This window comes from Mycobacterium conspicuum (assembly GCF_010730195.1).
In the GTDB taxonomy this organism is placed as follows: domain Bacteria; phylum Actinomycetota; class Actinomycetes; order Mycobacteriales; family Mycobacteriaceae; genus Mycobacterium; species Mycobacterium conspicuum.
Genome location: NZ_AP022613.1, coordinates 1722788 through 1738025, shown reverse-complemented (window position 1 = coordinate 1738025; position 15238 = coordinate 1722788). Strand labels below are relative to the sequence as shown.

Here is a 15238-nt window from a genome sequence, read left to right as displayed (position 1 = left end):
CGCCTGCGTTGGTTCCCGTGATCAGTCGGTCTTTTCCGCCGGCACCGCGCGAACCTCACGGATCGCGCCGATCACGTAGTCGACACCGGTGACCACGGTGAGCACGATCGCGATGCCCATCAGCACCGATGCCCCCACCCGAAACACCCCCGGCTCGTTGGCCCAGGGCAGGACGAACAGCCCGATAGCCACCGCTTGGACCAACGTCTTGAGTTTGCCGCCCCAGCTGGCCGGGATGACGCCGCGGCGGATCACGATCAAGCGCAACAGCGTGACCCCGAGCTCGCGGGCCATGATCACCACCGTCACCCACCACGGCAGGTCCCCCAGCATCGACAGGCCGATCAACGCCGACCCGATCAGGGCCTTGTCGGCGATCGGATCGACAAAGGCCCCGAATTCGGTTGCCATGCCGTAGTTGCGGGCCAGCAGGCCGTCGAACCGGTCGGTGATGCAGGCGACCGCGAAGATCAGGAAAGCGACGATGCGCGCGACCGTCTCGTGGCCATGCCCAACGAACAAGGCGCACAGGAAAATCGGGATTAGCACCAGCCGCACGCCGGTCAGCACATTGGCAAAGTTGGCGATTGAGGCGCGGCCTGGTGCTGAAAAGGTGGAACCCGTCTCCGGCTGCCCCGACACGGCAACAGAATAGCGGTTGACCAGCTCACCCGTCGCTGGTGTCGATACTGTTAGCCGTGACCCAAAGTCCGCGAGAGAACCGGCCGGTGGTCCGTCGCGCGCGAACCTCCGATGTGCCCGCGATCAAACGCCTCGTCGACACGTACGCCGGAAAGATCCTGCTGGAAAAGAACCTGGTGACCCTGTACGAGGCCGTCCAGGAATTCTGGGTTGCCGAACTCGAGGGTCGAGTGGTGGGTTGCGGCGCACTGCACGTGTTCTGGTCCGACCTCGGTGAGATCCGTACCGTCGCCGTCGATCCGTCGGTGACCGGCCACGGCATCGGGCACGCGATCGTCACCTGCCTGCTCGACGTCGCCCGCGAGCTGCAACTCGGGCGGATATTCGTGCTGACGTTCGAGACGGAGTTCTTCGGCAAGCACGGCTTCACCGAAATCGAGGGCACACCGGTCACCGCCGAGGTGTTCGACGAGATGTGCCGGTCCTATGACATCGGCGTCGCCGAGTTCCTCGACCTGAGCTACGTCAAGCCGAACATCCTGGGCAACACCCGGATGCTGCTGGTGCTGTAGCGCGCCGAGCGTGAACTGAGGGCGATATTTTGGCCAGATTCTCGCCATACGTTCACGCTCGGCGTCAGAAGTCGGGTTCGCCCTCGGAACCGTTGGCGTCGGTGCCGCCGCGGATCAACGCCAGCGTCCCGGCCAGCTCGTCGGGCTTGATCAGCACCTCGCGCGCCTTGGACCCCTCGGACGGCCCGACGATGCCGCGGGTCTCCATCAGGTCCATCAGCCGGCCCGCCTTGGCGAAGCCGACCCGCAGCTTGCGCTGCAGCATCGAGGTGGAGCCGAACTGGCTGGACACCACCAACTCGACGGCCTGCAGGAAGACGTCCATGTCGTCGCCGATGTCGGGGTCGACGTCTGTGCGCTCGGCGGTGGGCTTGGCGGTGGTGACGCCCTCGGTGTATTCCGGTTCGGCCTGCTCCTTGCAGGCGGCCACGACGGCGTGGATCTCGTCGTCGGTGATGAACGCCCCCTGCAGTCGGACGGTCTTGTTGGCGCCCATCGGCAAAAACAGCGCGTCGCCCATGCCGATCAGCTTCTCGGCGCCGGCCTGGTCCAGGATCACGCGGCTGTCGGTCAGCGACGACGTGGCGAACGCCAGCCGCGACGGCACGTTCGTCTTGATCAGGCCCGTGACGACGTCGACCGACGGGCGCTGGGTGGCCAGCACCAGGTGGATGCCGGCGGCGCGGGCCTTCTGGGTGATCCGCACGATGGCGTCCTCGACGTCACGCGGCGCGGTCATCATCAAGTCGGCCAGCTCGTCGACGATCGCGACGACGTACGGGTACGGCCGGTACTCGCGCTGGCTGCCCAGCGGCGCCGTGATGGCCCCGGACAGCACCTTCTTGTTGAAGTCGTCGATGTGGCGCACCCGCGACGCCTGCATGTCCTGGTAGCGCTGCTCCATCTCGTCGACCAGCCACGCCAGCGCGGCCGCCGCCTTCTTTGGCTGCGTGATGATCGGTGTGATCAGGTGCGGAATGCCTTCGTAGGGCGTGAGTTCCACCATCTTCGGGTCGATCAGGATCATCCTGACCTCTTCCGGGGTGGCCCGGGTCAGCAGCGACACCAGCATGGAGTTGACGAAGCTGGACTTGCCGGATCCGGTGGACCCGGCGACCAGCAGGTGCGGCATCTTGGCCAGGTTGGCCGAGATGAAGTCGCCCTCGATGTCCTTGCCCAGCCCGATCACCAGCGGGTGGTCGTCGCGTTGCGTCTCCGGCGCGGTGAGCACGTCGGCCAGTCGCACCATTTCCCGGTCGGTGTTGGGCACCTCGATGCCGACGGCGGACTTGCCGGGGATCGGCGCCAGCATCCGGACGCTCTCGGTGGCCACCGCGTAGGCGATGTTCTTCTGCAGCGCCGTGATCTTTTCGACCTTGACCCCGGGGCCCAGCTCGACCTCGTAGCGGGTGACGGTGGGCCCGCGGGTGCAGCCGGTGACGGCGGCGTCGACCTTGAACTGGGTGAGCACCTCCCCGATCGCGCCGGCCATCGCGGTGTTGGCGGGGCTGCGCTTCTTGGGTGGGTCGCCGGCGATCAGCAGGTCCAGCGACGGCAGCGTGTAGAGGCCCTCTACGGTGGGGCGGTCCGGCTGCTTGCGCGGGGTACGACGGCGGGTCTTGGTGGCGACCGGTTCGGGGATCGTGGGGGTGTCGTCGGGCTCCGGCGTGAGGTCGAGCATGTTCGCCGACGGCCAGGCCGGCGGCTCTTCCTCGAGGGCCTGGTCGTAATTCTCTTGCGGCCCTTCCTGGTACGGCTGGTAGTCGTCGTAGTCGTTTTCGTCGGCGTACTCGCGCGTGCCGAACATCGACCGGACCACGTCGGGCACCTCGCGGATGGTGGTCCCGGTCAGCAGCAGCATCCCGAACAGCGCGCCGATGAACAGCAGCGGCCCCGCGATCCAGGGCGTCAGCCCGTCCGACAGCGGGCCGCCGATGGCGAAGCCCACGAATCCCCCGGCCCGTCGGCGCAGCTCGGGGTCTTCCGGTGAACCCGACCAGAGGTGGCGCAGGCCGAGCAGCGCCAGGGCGATCAGGCTGCCGCCCAGGATCAGCCTGGGCCGCGAGTCGGGATTGGGCTGGGTGCGCATCAACGCCACCGCCACGGCGGCGGCGATCACCGGCAGCGCGAGCACGGCCGAACCGATGAAGGTGCGCAGCACGGCGTCCACCCAGGCGCCGATCGGCCGGGCGGCGTCGAACCACGAGCTGGCGGCGACGACGACGGCGAAACCCAGCAGCACCAGCGCGATCCCGTCGCGGCGATGCCCGGGCTCGATGTCGCGAGCCCGCCCGATCGACCGCGCCGCACCCCCGGTGCCCCGGGCCGCCATCAGCCAGGCCGCCCGCGCCGCACGGAAACTCGTCAGCCCGGCGGCGACCAGCAGCGAGCGGTGCTGCCGCCCGGCCGGCCTGGCCGGCGGTTTGCGCGGCCGTGCCGGCTTGGCCGACTTGGTCCGTGCTGCCGGTCGCCCCTTCCGGGCCGCGCCGGTCCGCGACGCGGCCTTTGACCTGCTCGTTCGGGCGCCAGAACGGGTCGCGGTCTTACTAGGCATGTCGCCAAGCCTAGTCGCAAATACACCATCTGCACCACCCGCCACACTGGTAACGGCGATGTGACGCCCTCGTGCTCATGCTGTAATGCTTCGGGCCAGTTTTTGGCTTCCTGATACAAGACGAGACGGGACAATTTTGATGCAGATCTTCCGGGTCATCTGTGCGGCGGCCTTGAGCCTGGCCGTGCTCGCCGGCTGCGGCGACCGGAGTCCGTCGGCGTCGAAGCCTCCCAAGCCGTCCGCACCCAGCTTCGACGGCACCTACCGGTTCGATTTCGACGGAAACCAGCAGCTGGCGGGCGGTGAGCCCAAGCCGACCAAATCGCGAACCCACTTGTATGCCGTGCGTTCGGCGTGCACCGATGCCGGGTGCTTCGCGACTGCGACGCAACTCGCCGACGGCGACCCGAAGCGCAAGTCGGATCCCCCCGTCGATTTGGTGTTCGACTACGTCCACGGTCGTTGGCAGACGGCGCTGCGCCGCGACGACACCTGCAGCGACAGCGACATCAAGGGCCCGTCCATCACCGCGTGGATCCTGGTGCCCCAGCCCGACGGCGGCCTGACCGGGACGTCCTACGTGGCGATGAACCCGAGCCCGGACTGCGCGGTCGCGACGTCGACGCCGGTGACGGTCACCCGCCAGGGCAACGTCGACCCGGGGGTTTCCGTCGCTGATCCCAGCACGCAGGCCGCCCGCTCGCCGTCCGGGCCCGGGGGCCTGGCCGGGCATTACACCGAGACCAGCGTGCTGCAGGGCGCCCACGGTCCGGGGCGACCGGGGTCGCGACGCATTGACCTGCAGAGCATGTGCGTGCGCAACACCGACCAGTGCGTGACGTTCAGGTCCTATCTGGCCGACGGGGCCACGGTGGTCAATGCGCTGATGTTCACCAACGGCAAATGGCGGCTCGACCAGCGCACCGAGGTCAAGTGCCCCGACGGCGGCAAGGCCAAAACCGTGAAGCACGAGGAATACGCTCTGCCGCAACCTGTCTCGCGTCCGCTGCCGAAGGTCAGCGGATCGGTCCGCTTCGATGCCGCGGATTCCTGTCCCGCACAACAGCTCGACATCACGCTGGAGCGAACCGGAGACTGAGGGACCGGGCCGGTCGCCGCGTGAGTAGGGTGGCGAGCGTTAACGCCCGGAACCCCCTCAGGAGGCAAGCATGCCCGTCGTCGTCGTCGCCACCTTGACCGTCAAACCCGAATCGGTGGACACCGTCCGCGACATCTTCACCACCGCGGTCGAAGAGGTGCACAGCGAGCCGGGCTGTCAGCTGTACTCGCTGCACCAGAGCGGCGAGACGTTCGTCTTCGTCGAGCAGTGGGCCGATGACGAGGCGCTCAAGGCGCACAGCACCGCGCCCGCGGTGGCCAAGATGTTCACCGCGGCCGGCGAGCACCTGGCCGGGCAGCCGGACATCAAGATGCTGCAGCCGGTGGTCGCGGGCGACCCGGACAAGGGTCAAATCCGCAAGTGAGCGGCCGCCCGCTGGAAGGAAAAGTCGCCTTCATCACGGGCGCCGCGCGCGGCCAGGGCCGTGCGCATGCCGTGCGGCTGGCCGCCGACGGCGCGAACATCATCGCGGTCGACGTGTGCGAGCAGATCGCCAGCGTGCCCTATCCGCTGGCCAGCGCCGAGGATCTGGCGGCCACGGTCAAGCTGGTCGAGGACACCGGTGCCCGCATCGTCGCCAAACAAGGCGATGTCCGCGAGCGCGAATCACTCTCGGCGGCACTGCAAGCCGGGCTCGAGGAGTTCGGTCGGCTGGACATCGTGGTGGCCAACGCCGGCATCGCGCCGATGGCCTCCGGCGACGACGGCTGGCGCGACGTGATCGACGTGAACCTGACCGGCGTCTACAACACCATCAAGGCCGCGATCCCGCCAATGGTCAAGGGAGGCAACGGCGGATCGATCGTGCTGATCAGTTCGGCCGCGGGGCTGGCCGGCGTCGGCAGCCCTGACGCCGGTTCGGTCGGCTATGCCGCCGCCAAGCACGGTGTGGTGGGGTTGATGCGGGTTTACGCGAACCTGCTTGCGGGGCAGAATATTCGGGTCAACTCGATTCATCCGACCGGCGTGGAAACCCCGATGATCAACAACGAGTTCACCCGGGAGTGGCTGGCCAAGATGGCCGCCGCGACCGACACCCCCGGGGCGCTGGGCAATGCCCTGCCGGTGGAGGTGTTGCAGGCCGAGGACATCGCCAACGCCGTGGCGTGGCTGGTGTCCGACCAGGCTCGCTACATCACCGGAGTGACGTTGCCCGTCGACGCCGGCTTTTTGAACAAGTAGCCATGCCGCGAAACCCGGTGGCACAAACGGCCTTCGGCCCGATGGTCCTGGCGGCCGTCGAGCAGAACGAGCCGCCGGGGCGCCGCCTGGTGGACGACGATCTCGCGGGGCTGTTCCTGCCGCCCGCACTGCGCTCGCTCGTCCGGGCGACAAGGTGGGGGCCGGTGCGGCGCCTGATGATCCGCGGATCCGAGTTCACCGGTCCCGGGATGTGGCTCAACATGGCCTGCCGCAAGCACTTCATCGACGACAAACTCGAAGCGGCGCTGGGCAATATCGACGCCGTGGTCATCCTCGGCGCGGGGCTGGACACCCGCGCCTACCGGTTGAACCGCAAGGCCCGCATCCCGGTCTTCGAGGTGGACCAGCCGGTGAACATCGCCCTAAAGGCCAAGACGGTGCGGCGGGTGCTGGGCGGGCCGCCGTTGTCGGTTCGGTTGGTGGCGTTGGATTTCGAGCGTGACGATCTGTTGACGTCGTTGGCCGAGCACGGCTACCACACCGATTACCGGTCGTTCTTCATCTGCGAGGGCGTGACCCAGTACCTCACCGAAGCCGGTGCGCGACGCACCCTGGAGGGATTGCGCGCGGCCGCGCCGGGCAGCCGCCTGGTGTTCACCTACGTGCGACGCGACTTCATCGACGGGACCAACCTGTACGGCACCCGCACCCTGTATCGCAACACCCGCGAACGCCAACAGCTTTGGCATTTCGGCCTGGAGCCCGACGAGGTCGAAGGATTCATCGCGGAGTACGGCTGGCGGCTGGTGGAGCAGGCCGGCCCCGACGAGTTCGTGCAGCGTTACGCCAAACCCGCCGGCCGCAACCTCCCCGGCTCGGCGCTGGAGTGGTCGGCCTACGCCGAGAAAAGCTAGCGGCAGGCCGTTTCGAATTTGATTGTGAACTCAGGGCTTTCAGTGTGAGGCGTGGGCGGTCAGACGGCGAAAATCTCGCCCTCGTTTCACACCGAAAGCCCTGGGTTCACACTTAGCTTGTGCCTAAACCTCGATGACGGTCGGCACGATCATCGGCTGCCGGCGGTAGGTTTCGCCGACCCACTTGCCGACGGTGCGGCGCACGCCCTGGGCGATGCGTACCGGATCGGTCACGTTGTTGGCCGCCAACTGTTCCAGCTCTTCTTCGACCTTGCGCACGGCGGGCTCGAGCGCCTTCGGGTCTTCGGAGAAGCCGCGCGAATGCAGGTGCGGCGCGGTCGCCGCGCGCCCGGTGCCGCGCTCGACCACGACGATCACCGCGACGAAGCCCGACGACAGGATGAGGCGCTCCCCCAGGGTGATATCGCCGACGTCGCCGGTGATCAGCCCGTCGACGAACATCTTGCCGACCGGCACCGCGCCGGCGATCTTGACCTTGCCGCCCACCAAGTCGACGCTGACCCCGTTCTCGGCCAACACAATTGACTCGGGCGGCACACCGGTGCCGGCGGCCAGCTTGGCGTTGGCGCGCAGCATCCGCCAGGTGCCGTGCACCGGCATCACGTTGCGCGGCCGCACCCCGTTGTACAGGAATAGCAGCTCACCCGCGTAGGCGTGGCCCGAAACATGAACGCGCACTTGCTGATTCGTGACGACGCGGGCCCCGATCTTGGCGAGCGAGTCGATGACGCCGTAGACGGCTTCCTCGTTGCCGGGGATCAGCGACGACGACAGGATCACCAGATCCTGCGCGTTGAGCGTGATGCTGCGATGCTCGCCGCGCGACATCCGCGACAGCGCCGACATCGGCTCGCCCTGGGTGCCGGTGGTGATCAACACGATCCGTTCGGGCGGCATCATCTCGGCGGCGCCGATGTCGATCAGGTCCGAATCGTCGACCCGCAGGAAACCCAGTTCCCGCGCGATGCCCATGTTGCGCACCATCGACCGCCCGACGAACGACACCCGCCGGCCCAACGCCACCGCGGCGTCGATGATCTGCTGCACCCGGTCGACGTTGGAGGCGAAGCAGGCCACGATGACGCGGCCGTCCGCGCCGCGGATCAGCCGGTGCAGCGTCGGGCCCACCTCGCTTTCCGACGGCCCCACCCCGGGATGCTCGGCGTTGGTCGAGTCGCACAGCAGCAGGTCGACGCCCGCGTCACCGAGCCGTGACATGCCCGGCAGGTCGGTGGGTCGCCCGTCCAGCGGCAGCTGATCGAGCTTGATGTCGCCGGTCTGCAGCACCGTGCCCGCGCCGGTGTAGACCGCGATGGCCAGCGCGTCCGGCACCGAGTGGTTGACGGCGAAGAACTCGCACTCGAAGACGCCGTGCCTGCTGCTCTGGCCCTCTTTGACCTCGACGAACACCGGCTTGATGCGGTGCTCGCGGCATTTGGCCGCGACCAGCGCCAGGGTGAACCGCGAGCCCACCACCGGGATGTCGGGCCGCAGCCGCAGCAGAAACGGGATCGCCCCGATGTGGTCCTCGTGCGCGTGCGTCAGCACCAGTGCCTCGATGTCGTCGAGCCGGTCCTCGATGTGCCGCAGGTCGGGCAGGATCAGATCGACGCCGGGCTCGTCGTGGGTGGGGAACATCACGCCGCAGTCGATGATGAGCAGCCGGCCGAGGTGTTCGAAAACCGTCATGTTGCGGCCGATTTCGTTGATGCCGCCCAGCGCGGTGACCCGCAACCCACCGGCGGCCAGCGGGCCGGGCGGGACGAGGTCTTCGTTCACTGCTAGCTCACTTTGCGGTCATCTGAGCACCGACGCCGCGCGCATGTCGGCGGCCAGCGCGTCGAGCTCCTCCGACGTGGCCGGCACTTGCGGCAGTCGGGGGTCGCCGACGTCAATGCCCTGCAGCCGCAGGCCCGCCTTGGACATCGTGACCCCGCCCAGTCGGCTCATCGCGTTACACAGCGGAGCCAGCGCCACGTTGATCTTGCGCGCGGTGGCGATGTCCCCGGAACCGAAGGCGGACAACAACTCTCGCAGCTGGCCCGCGGCCACGTGCGAGATCACGCTGATGAAACCGGTGGCGCCCATGGCCAGCCAGGGCAGGTTCAGCGCGTCGTCGCCCGAGTAGTAGACCAGTCCGGTCTCGGCCATGATCTGGGTGCCGCTGTGCAGGTCCGCCTTGGCGTCCTTGATCCCGACGATGTTGGGGTGCGACGCCAGCGCGCGGATGGTGTCGGACTCGATCGGCACCACCGACCGCGGCGGGATGTCGTAGAGCAGCACCGGCAGGTCGGTGGCGTCGGCGACGGCGGTGAAATGGGCGATCAGCCCGCGCTGGGGTGGCCTGGAGTAGTACGGCGTGACTACCAGCAACCCGTGGGCGCCCTCGGCCGCGCAGGCCTTGGCCAGCCGGACGCTGTGCGCGGTGTCGTAGCTGCCCGCCCCGGCGACGACGCGAGCCCGGTCACCGACCGCCTCGAGCACGACCCGCAACAGCTCGAGCTTCTCGTCGTCGGACGTGGTCGGCGACTCGCCGGTGGTTCCCGAGACCACCAGGCCGTCGCATCCCGCATCGACGAGGTGGTTGGCCAGTTTCGCCGCGGCCGCGGTGTCCAGCGCGCCATCCGGGGCGAACGGCGTGACCATCGCGGTCAGCAGGGTTCCCAGGCGCGCGGGCGCGTCGAATCCGACGGTGGTCACGGTTCTCCAGGTTACCTGGCGGTACCAAACCCATTTGCCACCACCGCGAGCGCGCGTGTTTCAGGCCGCTTCAGGCTGCTTCAAGCTTCCGTGGCCAACGGGCTGGTCGCCACCTGCGTGCCGTCGGCCAGGGTGGACACCTCGAAGTCGGCGAACACCGCCGGGGCGAGCTCGGTGAGCTGCCGCAGGCATTCGACGGCCAGGCGTCGGATTTCCACATCGGCGTGCTCGCTGGCGCGCATGGCGATGAAGTGGCGCCAGGCCCGGTAGTTCCCGGTCACCACGATGCGCGTCTCGGTGGCGTTGGGCAGCACCGCGCGGGCGGCCTGGCGGGCCTGTTTGCGGCGCAGGATCGCATTTGGTTGGTCGGCGAACTTGGCCTCCAGCTTGGCCAACAGCTCGGTGTAGGTGGCGCGGCTGGCGTCGGCGGCGGCGGTCAGGATCTGCTGCAGCTCGGGGTCGCCCTCCATGCCGGGCGGCACGACGACCCGCGAATCACCCTCCGGCACGTAGCGCTGCGACAGCTGTGAGTAGGAGAAATGCCGATGCCGGATGAGCTCATGCGTGCAGGACCGGGAGATGCCGGTGATGTAGAACGACACGCTGGCGTGCTCGAGTACCGAGAAGTGCCCGACGTCGATGATGTGCTTGATGTAGCCGGCGTTGGTGGCGGTCCTGGGGTTGGGCTTGGACCAGCTCTGATAGCAGGCCCGTCCGGCGAATTCGACTAGCGCCGGACCGCCGTCGGCGTCGGTGCTCCAGGGCACGTCCGGCGGCGCCAGAAACTCGGTCTTGGCGATCAGTTGCACGCGCAGCGGCGCGATCTCGGCCACGGCGCTCACCTTAGCCGGGCGAGTCTGCACGGATGGCATTGAGACTCCGCTCAGCTTTGGCCCCCGCACCGCTGAAACCTCTAAACCACTACGCAGGCGGGTGCGAGAGGCCGTGCTCATCGATATACGCGCGGAGCAAAGCGGCCACCGGCATGGGCAAGTCGGAGTACCTGATTCCGCCGTCGGCAATCCGCCGCTTCCAGAGATGGTCCAGCTGTCGACTGCCGAGCGATCCATCTTGAAGGAGCTGAGTACCCCAAACTCTGAATTCGCACAGCACGCCACGATTCCAGTCTGCGGTGATGTACGCGGGCCGGAATTCCTTCTGCGCGGCCTCCCCATTTAGGCCGTTGACCATGTCCGCCAGGCTCCCTGGGGCGATGTCGAACTGCACTCGAAATTTTCCACCTGCTGCCGGCGTCTTTGTGCGGACAGTAGGGCTGCTGTCCGCATGCGCACACTGGTCAGCATTACCGTCGACCTCGCCGGTGGGGCTGTTCGTCTCAACTCGGTTGCGCGTTGCCGGAGATGTTGATGTGGTCATGTCTATTTCCGCGATTACAACAGCATGATCGGACGTCCCCGCCTGGCGAGGGCCATGCAATATCTGGGCATCGATGATCGACTCGCAAAGCAGAGTAGAAGCGAAAATGTAGTCCAGGCGAAAGCCATTGAGATCGTGCGTAACTCCGGTTTCTCTGTCTTTGCGCTTCGAATACCAGGTGAAATCCCGCGCTCCGGGATTCAGAAGGCGCCACGAGTCAACGAAGCCGTTCTCGCTGAGCGTCGTGATATAGCGCGACAGCTTGAATGGTGCGCCCTCAGCATCGATGCGTAGCCCCGTATTGAAATCGCCCATGATGAGCGTTCTCCCCGCACCACGTCCATCGGCATAGCTGATGACGCGCTCCCACATCTGTTCCTTGCGCTTTACACCGGAGACGCCGAAGCCATCTCGAAATTTGTTGTCGTCCGAACCTGGTATGTGGACCGCAAGCAGGTCGAGCTCTAGGTCCGCGACACGGACTGCTAACCACCGCTCTCGGTCCACTTCCCATCCCGGCGGCTTCTCGACTTCGAGCGGTAGCGTGGATGCAACAAGTAAACCATTCTGTCTAGATGCTGGGTTCGAAGTCACGATGAAGCCGTAGCCAAAGCTCCCGAGCTGGGCTCGCAACTCATCTTCGTTGTACGTCTGAAACTCAGTCAGCACCAAAACATCCGGCCGGTACTCTGCAATCTGTGTGCAGATCGCAGTGATGCGTGAACTGCCACCATGACTGATATTCCAGGTCAGAAATCGCATCTTTTGTGTGCCTCCAGAGTCTGCTAGTACCGGTCGATCCTAGTGCGCAGCAATGGTTTTCTAGGTTCACGACCCGTGGGCGCTATCGCGCATTATTGGACCTTCGCTACGTGCGCCTCCGCGTACCGTGGCGCTAGCGCCTCCATCTGCTCGATCACCAGCTTGATCGCCGCCGGTTGTTTGTCTGGCGGGTACTTGTACTTGACGAGCAGCCGCTTGATCGACGAACGCAGTTTGGCGCGCACGTCGTCGCGCACCGTCCAGTCCGTTTTGGTGTCACGCTGCATCACCGCTACCAGTTCCCGCGCAATCTGCGCCAGGACCTCCTCGCCCTGGATTTCAACCGCGGATTCGTTCTCCGCGACGGCGTCGTAGAACGCAAGCTCGTCATGCGACAGCGGGGGTGTGAAGCGCTTGCCCCGATCCCCTTCGGCGGCTACCTCTTTGGCCATCGCGATGAGTTCGGCGATGATCTCTGCCGAGGTGAGCTGCTGGTTGGTGTACTTGCGCATCAAATCCGAAATCCGATCAGAGAAGTCGCGCTGACGCACCAAATTGTTCTTGGTCGCCGCGCCCATCTCCTTGGAGAGCAAAGCGCGTAGCGCCTCGATGGCCAGGTGTGGGTTTTCAGATTTTTTGGCCTTGACTTCGAATTCCGGTGTCAGGTCAGATAACGACGGCTTACCCAAGCCCGCAGCCTGGTAGATGTCGATGATCTCGCCGCCCGCGGTCGACGCGTCGACCAGCCCCGAGAGCAGCCGCTTGATTTCCTCCGGGATCGGCTTGCCCTCGGCCTGGCGCTGCTGAGCATCGAACTTGCCCATCACCACCCGGGCTTGCTCGTAGAATTTCACGGTCTGCCGCAACTCGCCGAGCGTCTCGTTTCCGGCGCATAGCGACCAAGCGCGTGCCAAATGGTTTGACAGCGTGCGGAACTGATCGCCAAGCGTTGGTGTGTCCTGGTTTCCCGGAGTGGTCGGCGCGCGCAGGTAGGCGGCCAGGCCGATGGCCGCCTTCAACCACCCGACCAGCGGCACCTTGGACCGCCAGTCGTAGCCCGCACACAATTCGTCCAGCCGCGTAACGAGTTTGCGGGCCTCGACAACCGCGGCGTCGATGTCCTTGCCGAGTGGCTTTTCGGCGCGGTCGGTCTCGGTGTACTCGGCCAGGGCCGCCGCGAGGTTGTCCACCAGCGGCGCATAGGCGACCAGCAATCCCGACGGCTTGCCGCGGAAGGTCCGATTAACCCGTGCCAACGTCTGCATCAACAGCGCGCCCTTGAGCGGCCGGTCCAGATACAGGGTGTGCAGCGGCGGCGCGTCGAAGCCGGTCAGCATCATGTCCTTGACAATGACAATCTGCAGTTCGTCGTCGGGGTCGCGCAATCGCTTCTGAATGGTCTTGTTCTGGCTTTCCCTGCGCACATGTTTGGCGATCAGTTCCGAGTCGTGCGCCGAACCCGAGTAGACGACCTTGATGGCCCCTTTATCGACGGACTCGTGATCCCAGTGCGGGCGCAGCGCGATGATCTGCTCGTAAAGCCGCGCACAGATCTCGCGTGTCGCGCCGACGATGAACGCCTTGCCAGTGCAGTCGATGAACAGCCGCACCGCTTCGGAGCGCGCTTCCCAGTGCGTGACGATGTCCTCGGCGAGCTTCGCAAGGCGCTCCGGTGCTCCGTAAATTGCGTTGATGACGGCGACCGACTTTTCGATCTGCGCGCGTTCGACGTCGTCGAGGCCGAGGGTTGCCTCTTTTGCGGCCTCATCCAGGTCATCCTCGCTGAAGCCTTCCGCCCACCCGACTTTGGCTAAACGCGGCTCGAAATAGACTGGCACCGTGGCGTTATCGGCCACCGCACGAGTCAGGTCGTAGGTGTCGATGGTCGGGCCGAAGACGTCGCGGGTGTTGCGGTCGACCTCCGAGATCGGCGTGCCGGTGAAGGCGATGAACACCGCGTTGGGCAGGGCGTCACGGATGTGCCGGGCGTAGCCGTCGATATTGTCGTAGTGGCTGCGGTGAGCTTCGTCCACGATGACGATGATGTTGCGCCTATCGGTTAGCAGAGGGTGATCTGCCCCGGCTTGGCGTTCGGCCTTGGTGAGGCCGAACTTTTGCAAGGTGGTGAAGTAGATGCCGCCGGTGGTGCGGTTCGACAGTTCCTCGCGCAGCTGGGATCGCGTGGTCACTTTCACCGGGGTTTCGGCGAGCAGCGCTGAGCGGTTGAACGTTTCGTAGAGCTGGGAGTCCAGGTCAGTGCGGTCGGTGACGACGACGACGGTCGGGTTCTTCAGCTTCGGGGATTGCGCGACCAGGTGTGCGTAGAGCTCCATTTCCATCGACTTGCCCGAGCCCTGGGTGTGCCAAACCACGCCCGCCTTACCGTCGCTCTCGGCCGCTTGCACTGTCTGGCCGGCCGCCTTAGTGACGGCAAAGTACTGATGTGGCTTGGCAATTCGTTTGACCACTCCATCGCCGTCCTCGTCGAACGCGGTGAAGTTGCGCAGCAGTTGCAGGAAGCGTTCAGTGTTGAACAGGCCGTCGATCAGGGTCTCTAACTCGATCGGCACGTCCTCGTCGTCGGCGGTCTTCCCGACCTCGACGAGCTTGCCGTCATCGTCGACGTTCCACGGCGCGAAATGCTCCAGCGGGGTGAACGGTGTGCCGTAGCGGGCACTAACGCCGTCGCTGATCACGGTTAGCACCGCGAACCGGAACGCCATCGGGAATTCACGCAGATAGGTTTGCAGTTGCGCGTGCGCGCCGGCGATGTCGGCGTGCTGTGCACCGGCCTGCTTGAGCTCGAAAATCGTGACCGGCATCCCGTTGAGGTACGCCACCACGTCGAAGCGCCGGTGGTTCTCGGTGGAACGGATCGTAACCTGTTGGACGGCAAGGAATTCATTTGCTTCGGGCCGGTGACTGATCAGCCGTATCGTGGGGTTCTGCTCGATGCCGTCGGGGTCGATGTAGGTGATTCCCCGGTAGCCCTCGACGAGGTAGCGGTGCAGCCGAAAGTTCTCGGTGATGGCGTCCTGGGAGCGCGGCGCGATGATTTCTGCGCGCGCCTGGTCCAGGTATTGGCCGGGGACATCGGGATTCAGCTCGCGCATCTTGGCCAGCATGCGGTCGGGCAGCACGATGTCCGACCAGGACTCGCGGCCGCCGTCGGTGCCTGGAGCAATCTCGCTGCCCGACATCGCGATCCACTCATGCTCAGCCAGATCATCGAGGACTTTGTGTTCCCAGGCCGCCTCACTGAATTCGGTCATGATCGCTGATCCTCACTCCCGGGGTCCAGCTCGGCTTCGAGCTTCTCGATCAGTGTGTTCTGGAGATACCAGGGCAATTGTGCAAGTGGCGCCTGCACAATTGCGTCCTCTGGCCACGCTGCCGCAAACGCCCACACGTACTTGAGGTTGCGCAGCGAAAA

Annotated in this window: 12 protein-coding genes; 5 read left to right on the top strand and 7 right to left on the bottom strand. The window is 65.9% G+C overall.

Features of this window, described 5'->3' with window-relative positions:
• Nucleotides 1-21: 21 nt before the first annotated feature.
• On the bottom strand, nt 22-642 hold the full coding sequence (gene pgsA, locus G6N66_RS08390; RefSeq protein ID WP_085235894.1) for a CDP-diacylglycerol--glycerol-3-phosphate 3-phosphatidyltransferase: 621 nt from the start codon (nt 640-642) through the stop codon (nt 22-24).
• Nucleotides 643-698: 56 nt separating this feature from the next.
• Between pgsA and G6N66_RS08385 the strand changes: the two genes are divergently transcribed.
• A complete protein-coding gene (locus tag G6N66_RS08385; protein ID WP_139825504.1) occupies nt 699-1214 on the top strand; it encodes an amino-acid N-acetyltransferase in 516 nt (171 codons plus the stop codon).
• A 64-nt stretch (nt 1215-1278) separates the two neighbouring features.
• Here G6N66_RS08385 and G6N66_RS08380 read toward each other — a convergent pair whose 3' ends face one another.
• Entirely contained in the window at nt 1279-3768 is a 2490-nt protein-coding gene (locus G6N66_RS08380; RefSeq protein ID WP_085235898.1) for an FtsK/SpoIIIE family DNA translocase, read from the bottom strand.
• Nucleotides 3769-3907: 139 nt separating this feature from the next.
• Here G6N66_RS08380 and G6N66_RS08375 point away from each other — a divergent pair, with 139 nt between their 5' ends.
• The 4 genes from G6N66_RS08375 (at nt 3908) to G6N66_RS08360 (ending at nt 6945) form a co-directional block, all read left to right on the top strand.
• Entirely contained in the window at nt 3908-4867 is a 960-nt protein-coding gene (locus G6N66_RS08375) for an Rv2253/PknI dimerization domain-containing protein (protein WP_085235900.1), read from the top strand.
• A gap of 70 nt (nt 4868-4937) precedes the next feature.
• Entirely contained in the window at nt 4938-5252 is a 315-nt protein-coding gene (locus tag G6N66_RS08370; protein ID WP_085235902.1) for a putative quinol monooxygenase, read from the top strand.
• Nucleotides 5249-6070, top strand: coding sequence for a mycofactocin-coupled SDR family oxidoreductase (locus G6N66_RS08365; protein WP_085235904.1), 822 nt, complete (start codon nt 5249-5251; stop codon nt 6068-6070). Before G6N66_RS08370 ends, G6N66_RS08365 begins: the two co-directional genes overlap by 4 nt.
• Nucleotides 6071-6072: 2 nt before the next feature.
• The gene (locus G6N66_RS08360) at nt 6073-6945 is read left to right on the top strand and encodes an SAM-dependent methyltransferase (protein WP_085235906.1); all 873 of its coding nucleotides are present in this window, start codon (nt 6073-6075) and stop codon (nt 6943-6945) included.
• Nucleotides 6946-7068: 123 nt separating this feature from the next.
• On the opposite strand, the gene G6N66_RS08355 is transcribed toward G6N66_RS08360, so the two are convergent.
• The 5 genes from G6N66_RS08355 to G6N66_RS08335 form a co-directional block, all read right to left on the bottom strand.
• Nucleotides 7069-8745: a ribonuclease J gene (locus tag G6N66_RS08355; RefSeq protein ID WP_085235907.1), complete on the bottom strand. Its 1677-nt coding sequence runs from the start codon at nt 8743-8745 to the stop codon at nt 7069-7071.
• A gap of 18 nt (nt 8746-8763) precedes the next feature.
• Nucleotides 8764-9666 (bottom strand): 4-hydroxy-tetrahydrodipicolinate synthase, encoded by a 903-nt coding sequence (dapA, locus tag G6N66_RS08350; RefSeq protein ID WP_085235909.1) that lies wholly within the window; start codon nt 9664-9666, stop codon nt 8764-8766.
• Nucleotides 9667-9746: 80 nt separating this feature from the next.
• A complete protein-coding gene (gene thyX, locus G6N66_RS08345) occupies nt 9747-10499 on the bottom strand; it encodes an FAD-dependent thymidylate synthase (protein WP_085236229.1) in 753 nt (250 codons plus the stop codon).
• An 88-nt stretch (nt 10500-10587) separates the two neighbouring features.
• Nucleotides 10588-11805: an endonuclease/exonuclease/phosphatase family protein gene (locus G6N66_RS08340; RefSeq protein ID WP_085235911.1), complete on the bottom strand. Its 1218-nt coding sequence runs from the start codon at nt 11803-11805 to the stop codon at nt 10588-10590.
• Nucleotides 11806-11897: 92 nt separating this feature from the next.
• Nucleotides 11898-15077: a type I restriction endonuclease subunit R gene (locus G6N66_RS08335; RefSeq protein ID WP_085235913.1), complete on the bottom strand. Its 3180-nt coding sequence runs from the start codon at nt 15075-15077 to the stop codon at nt 11898-11900.
• Nucleotides 15078-15238: the final 161 nt, after the last annotated feature.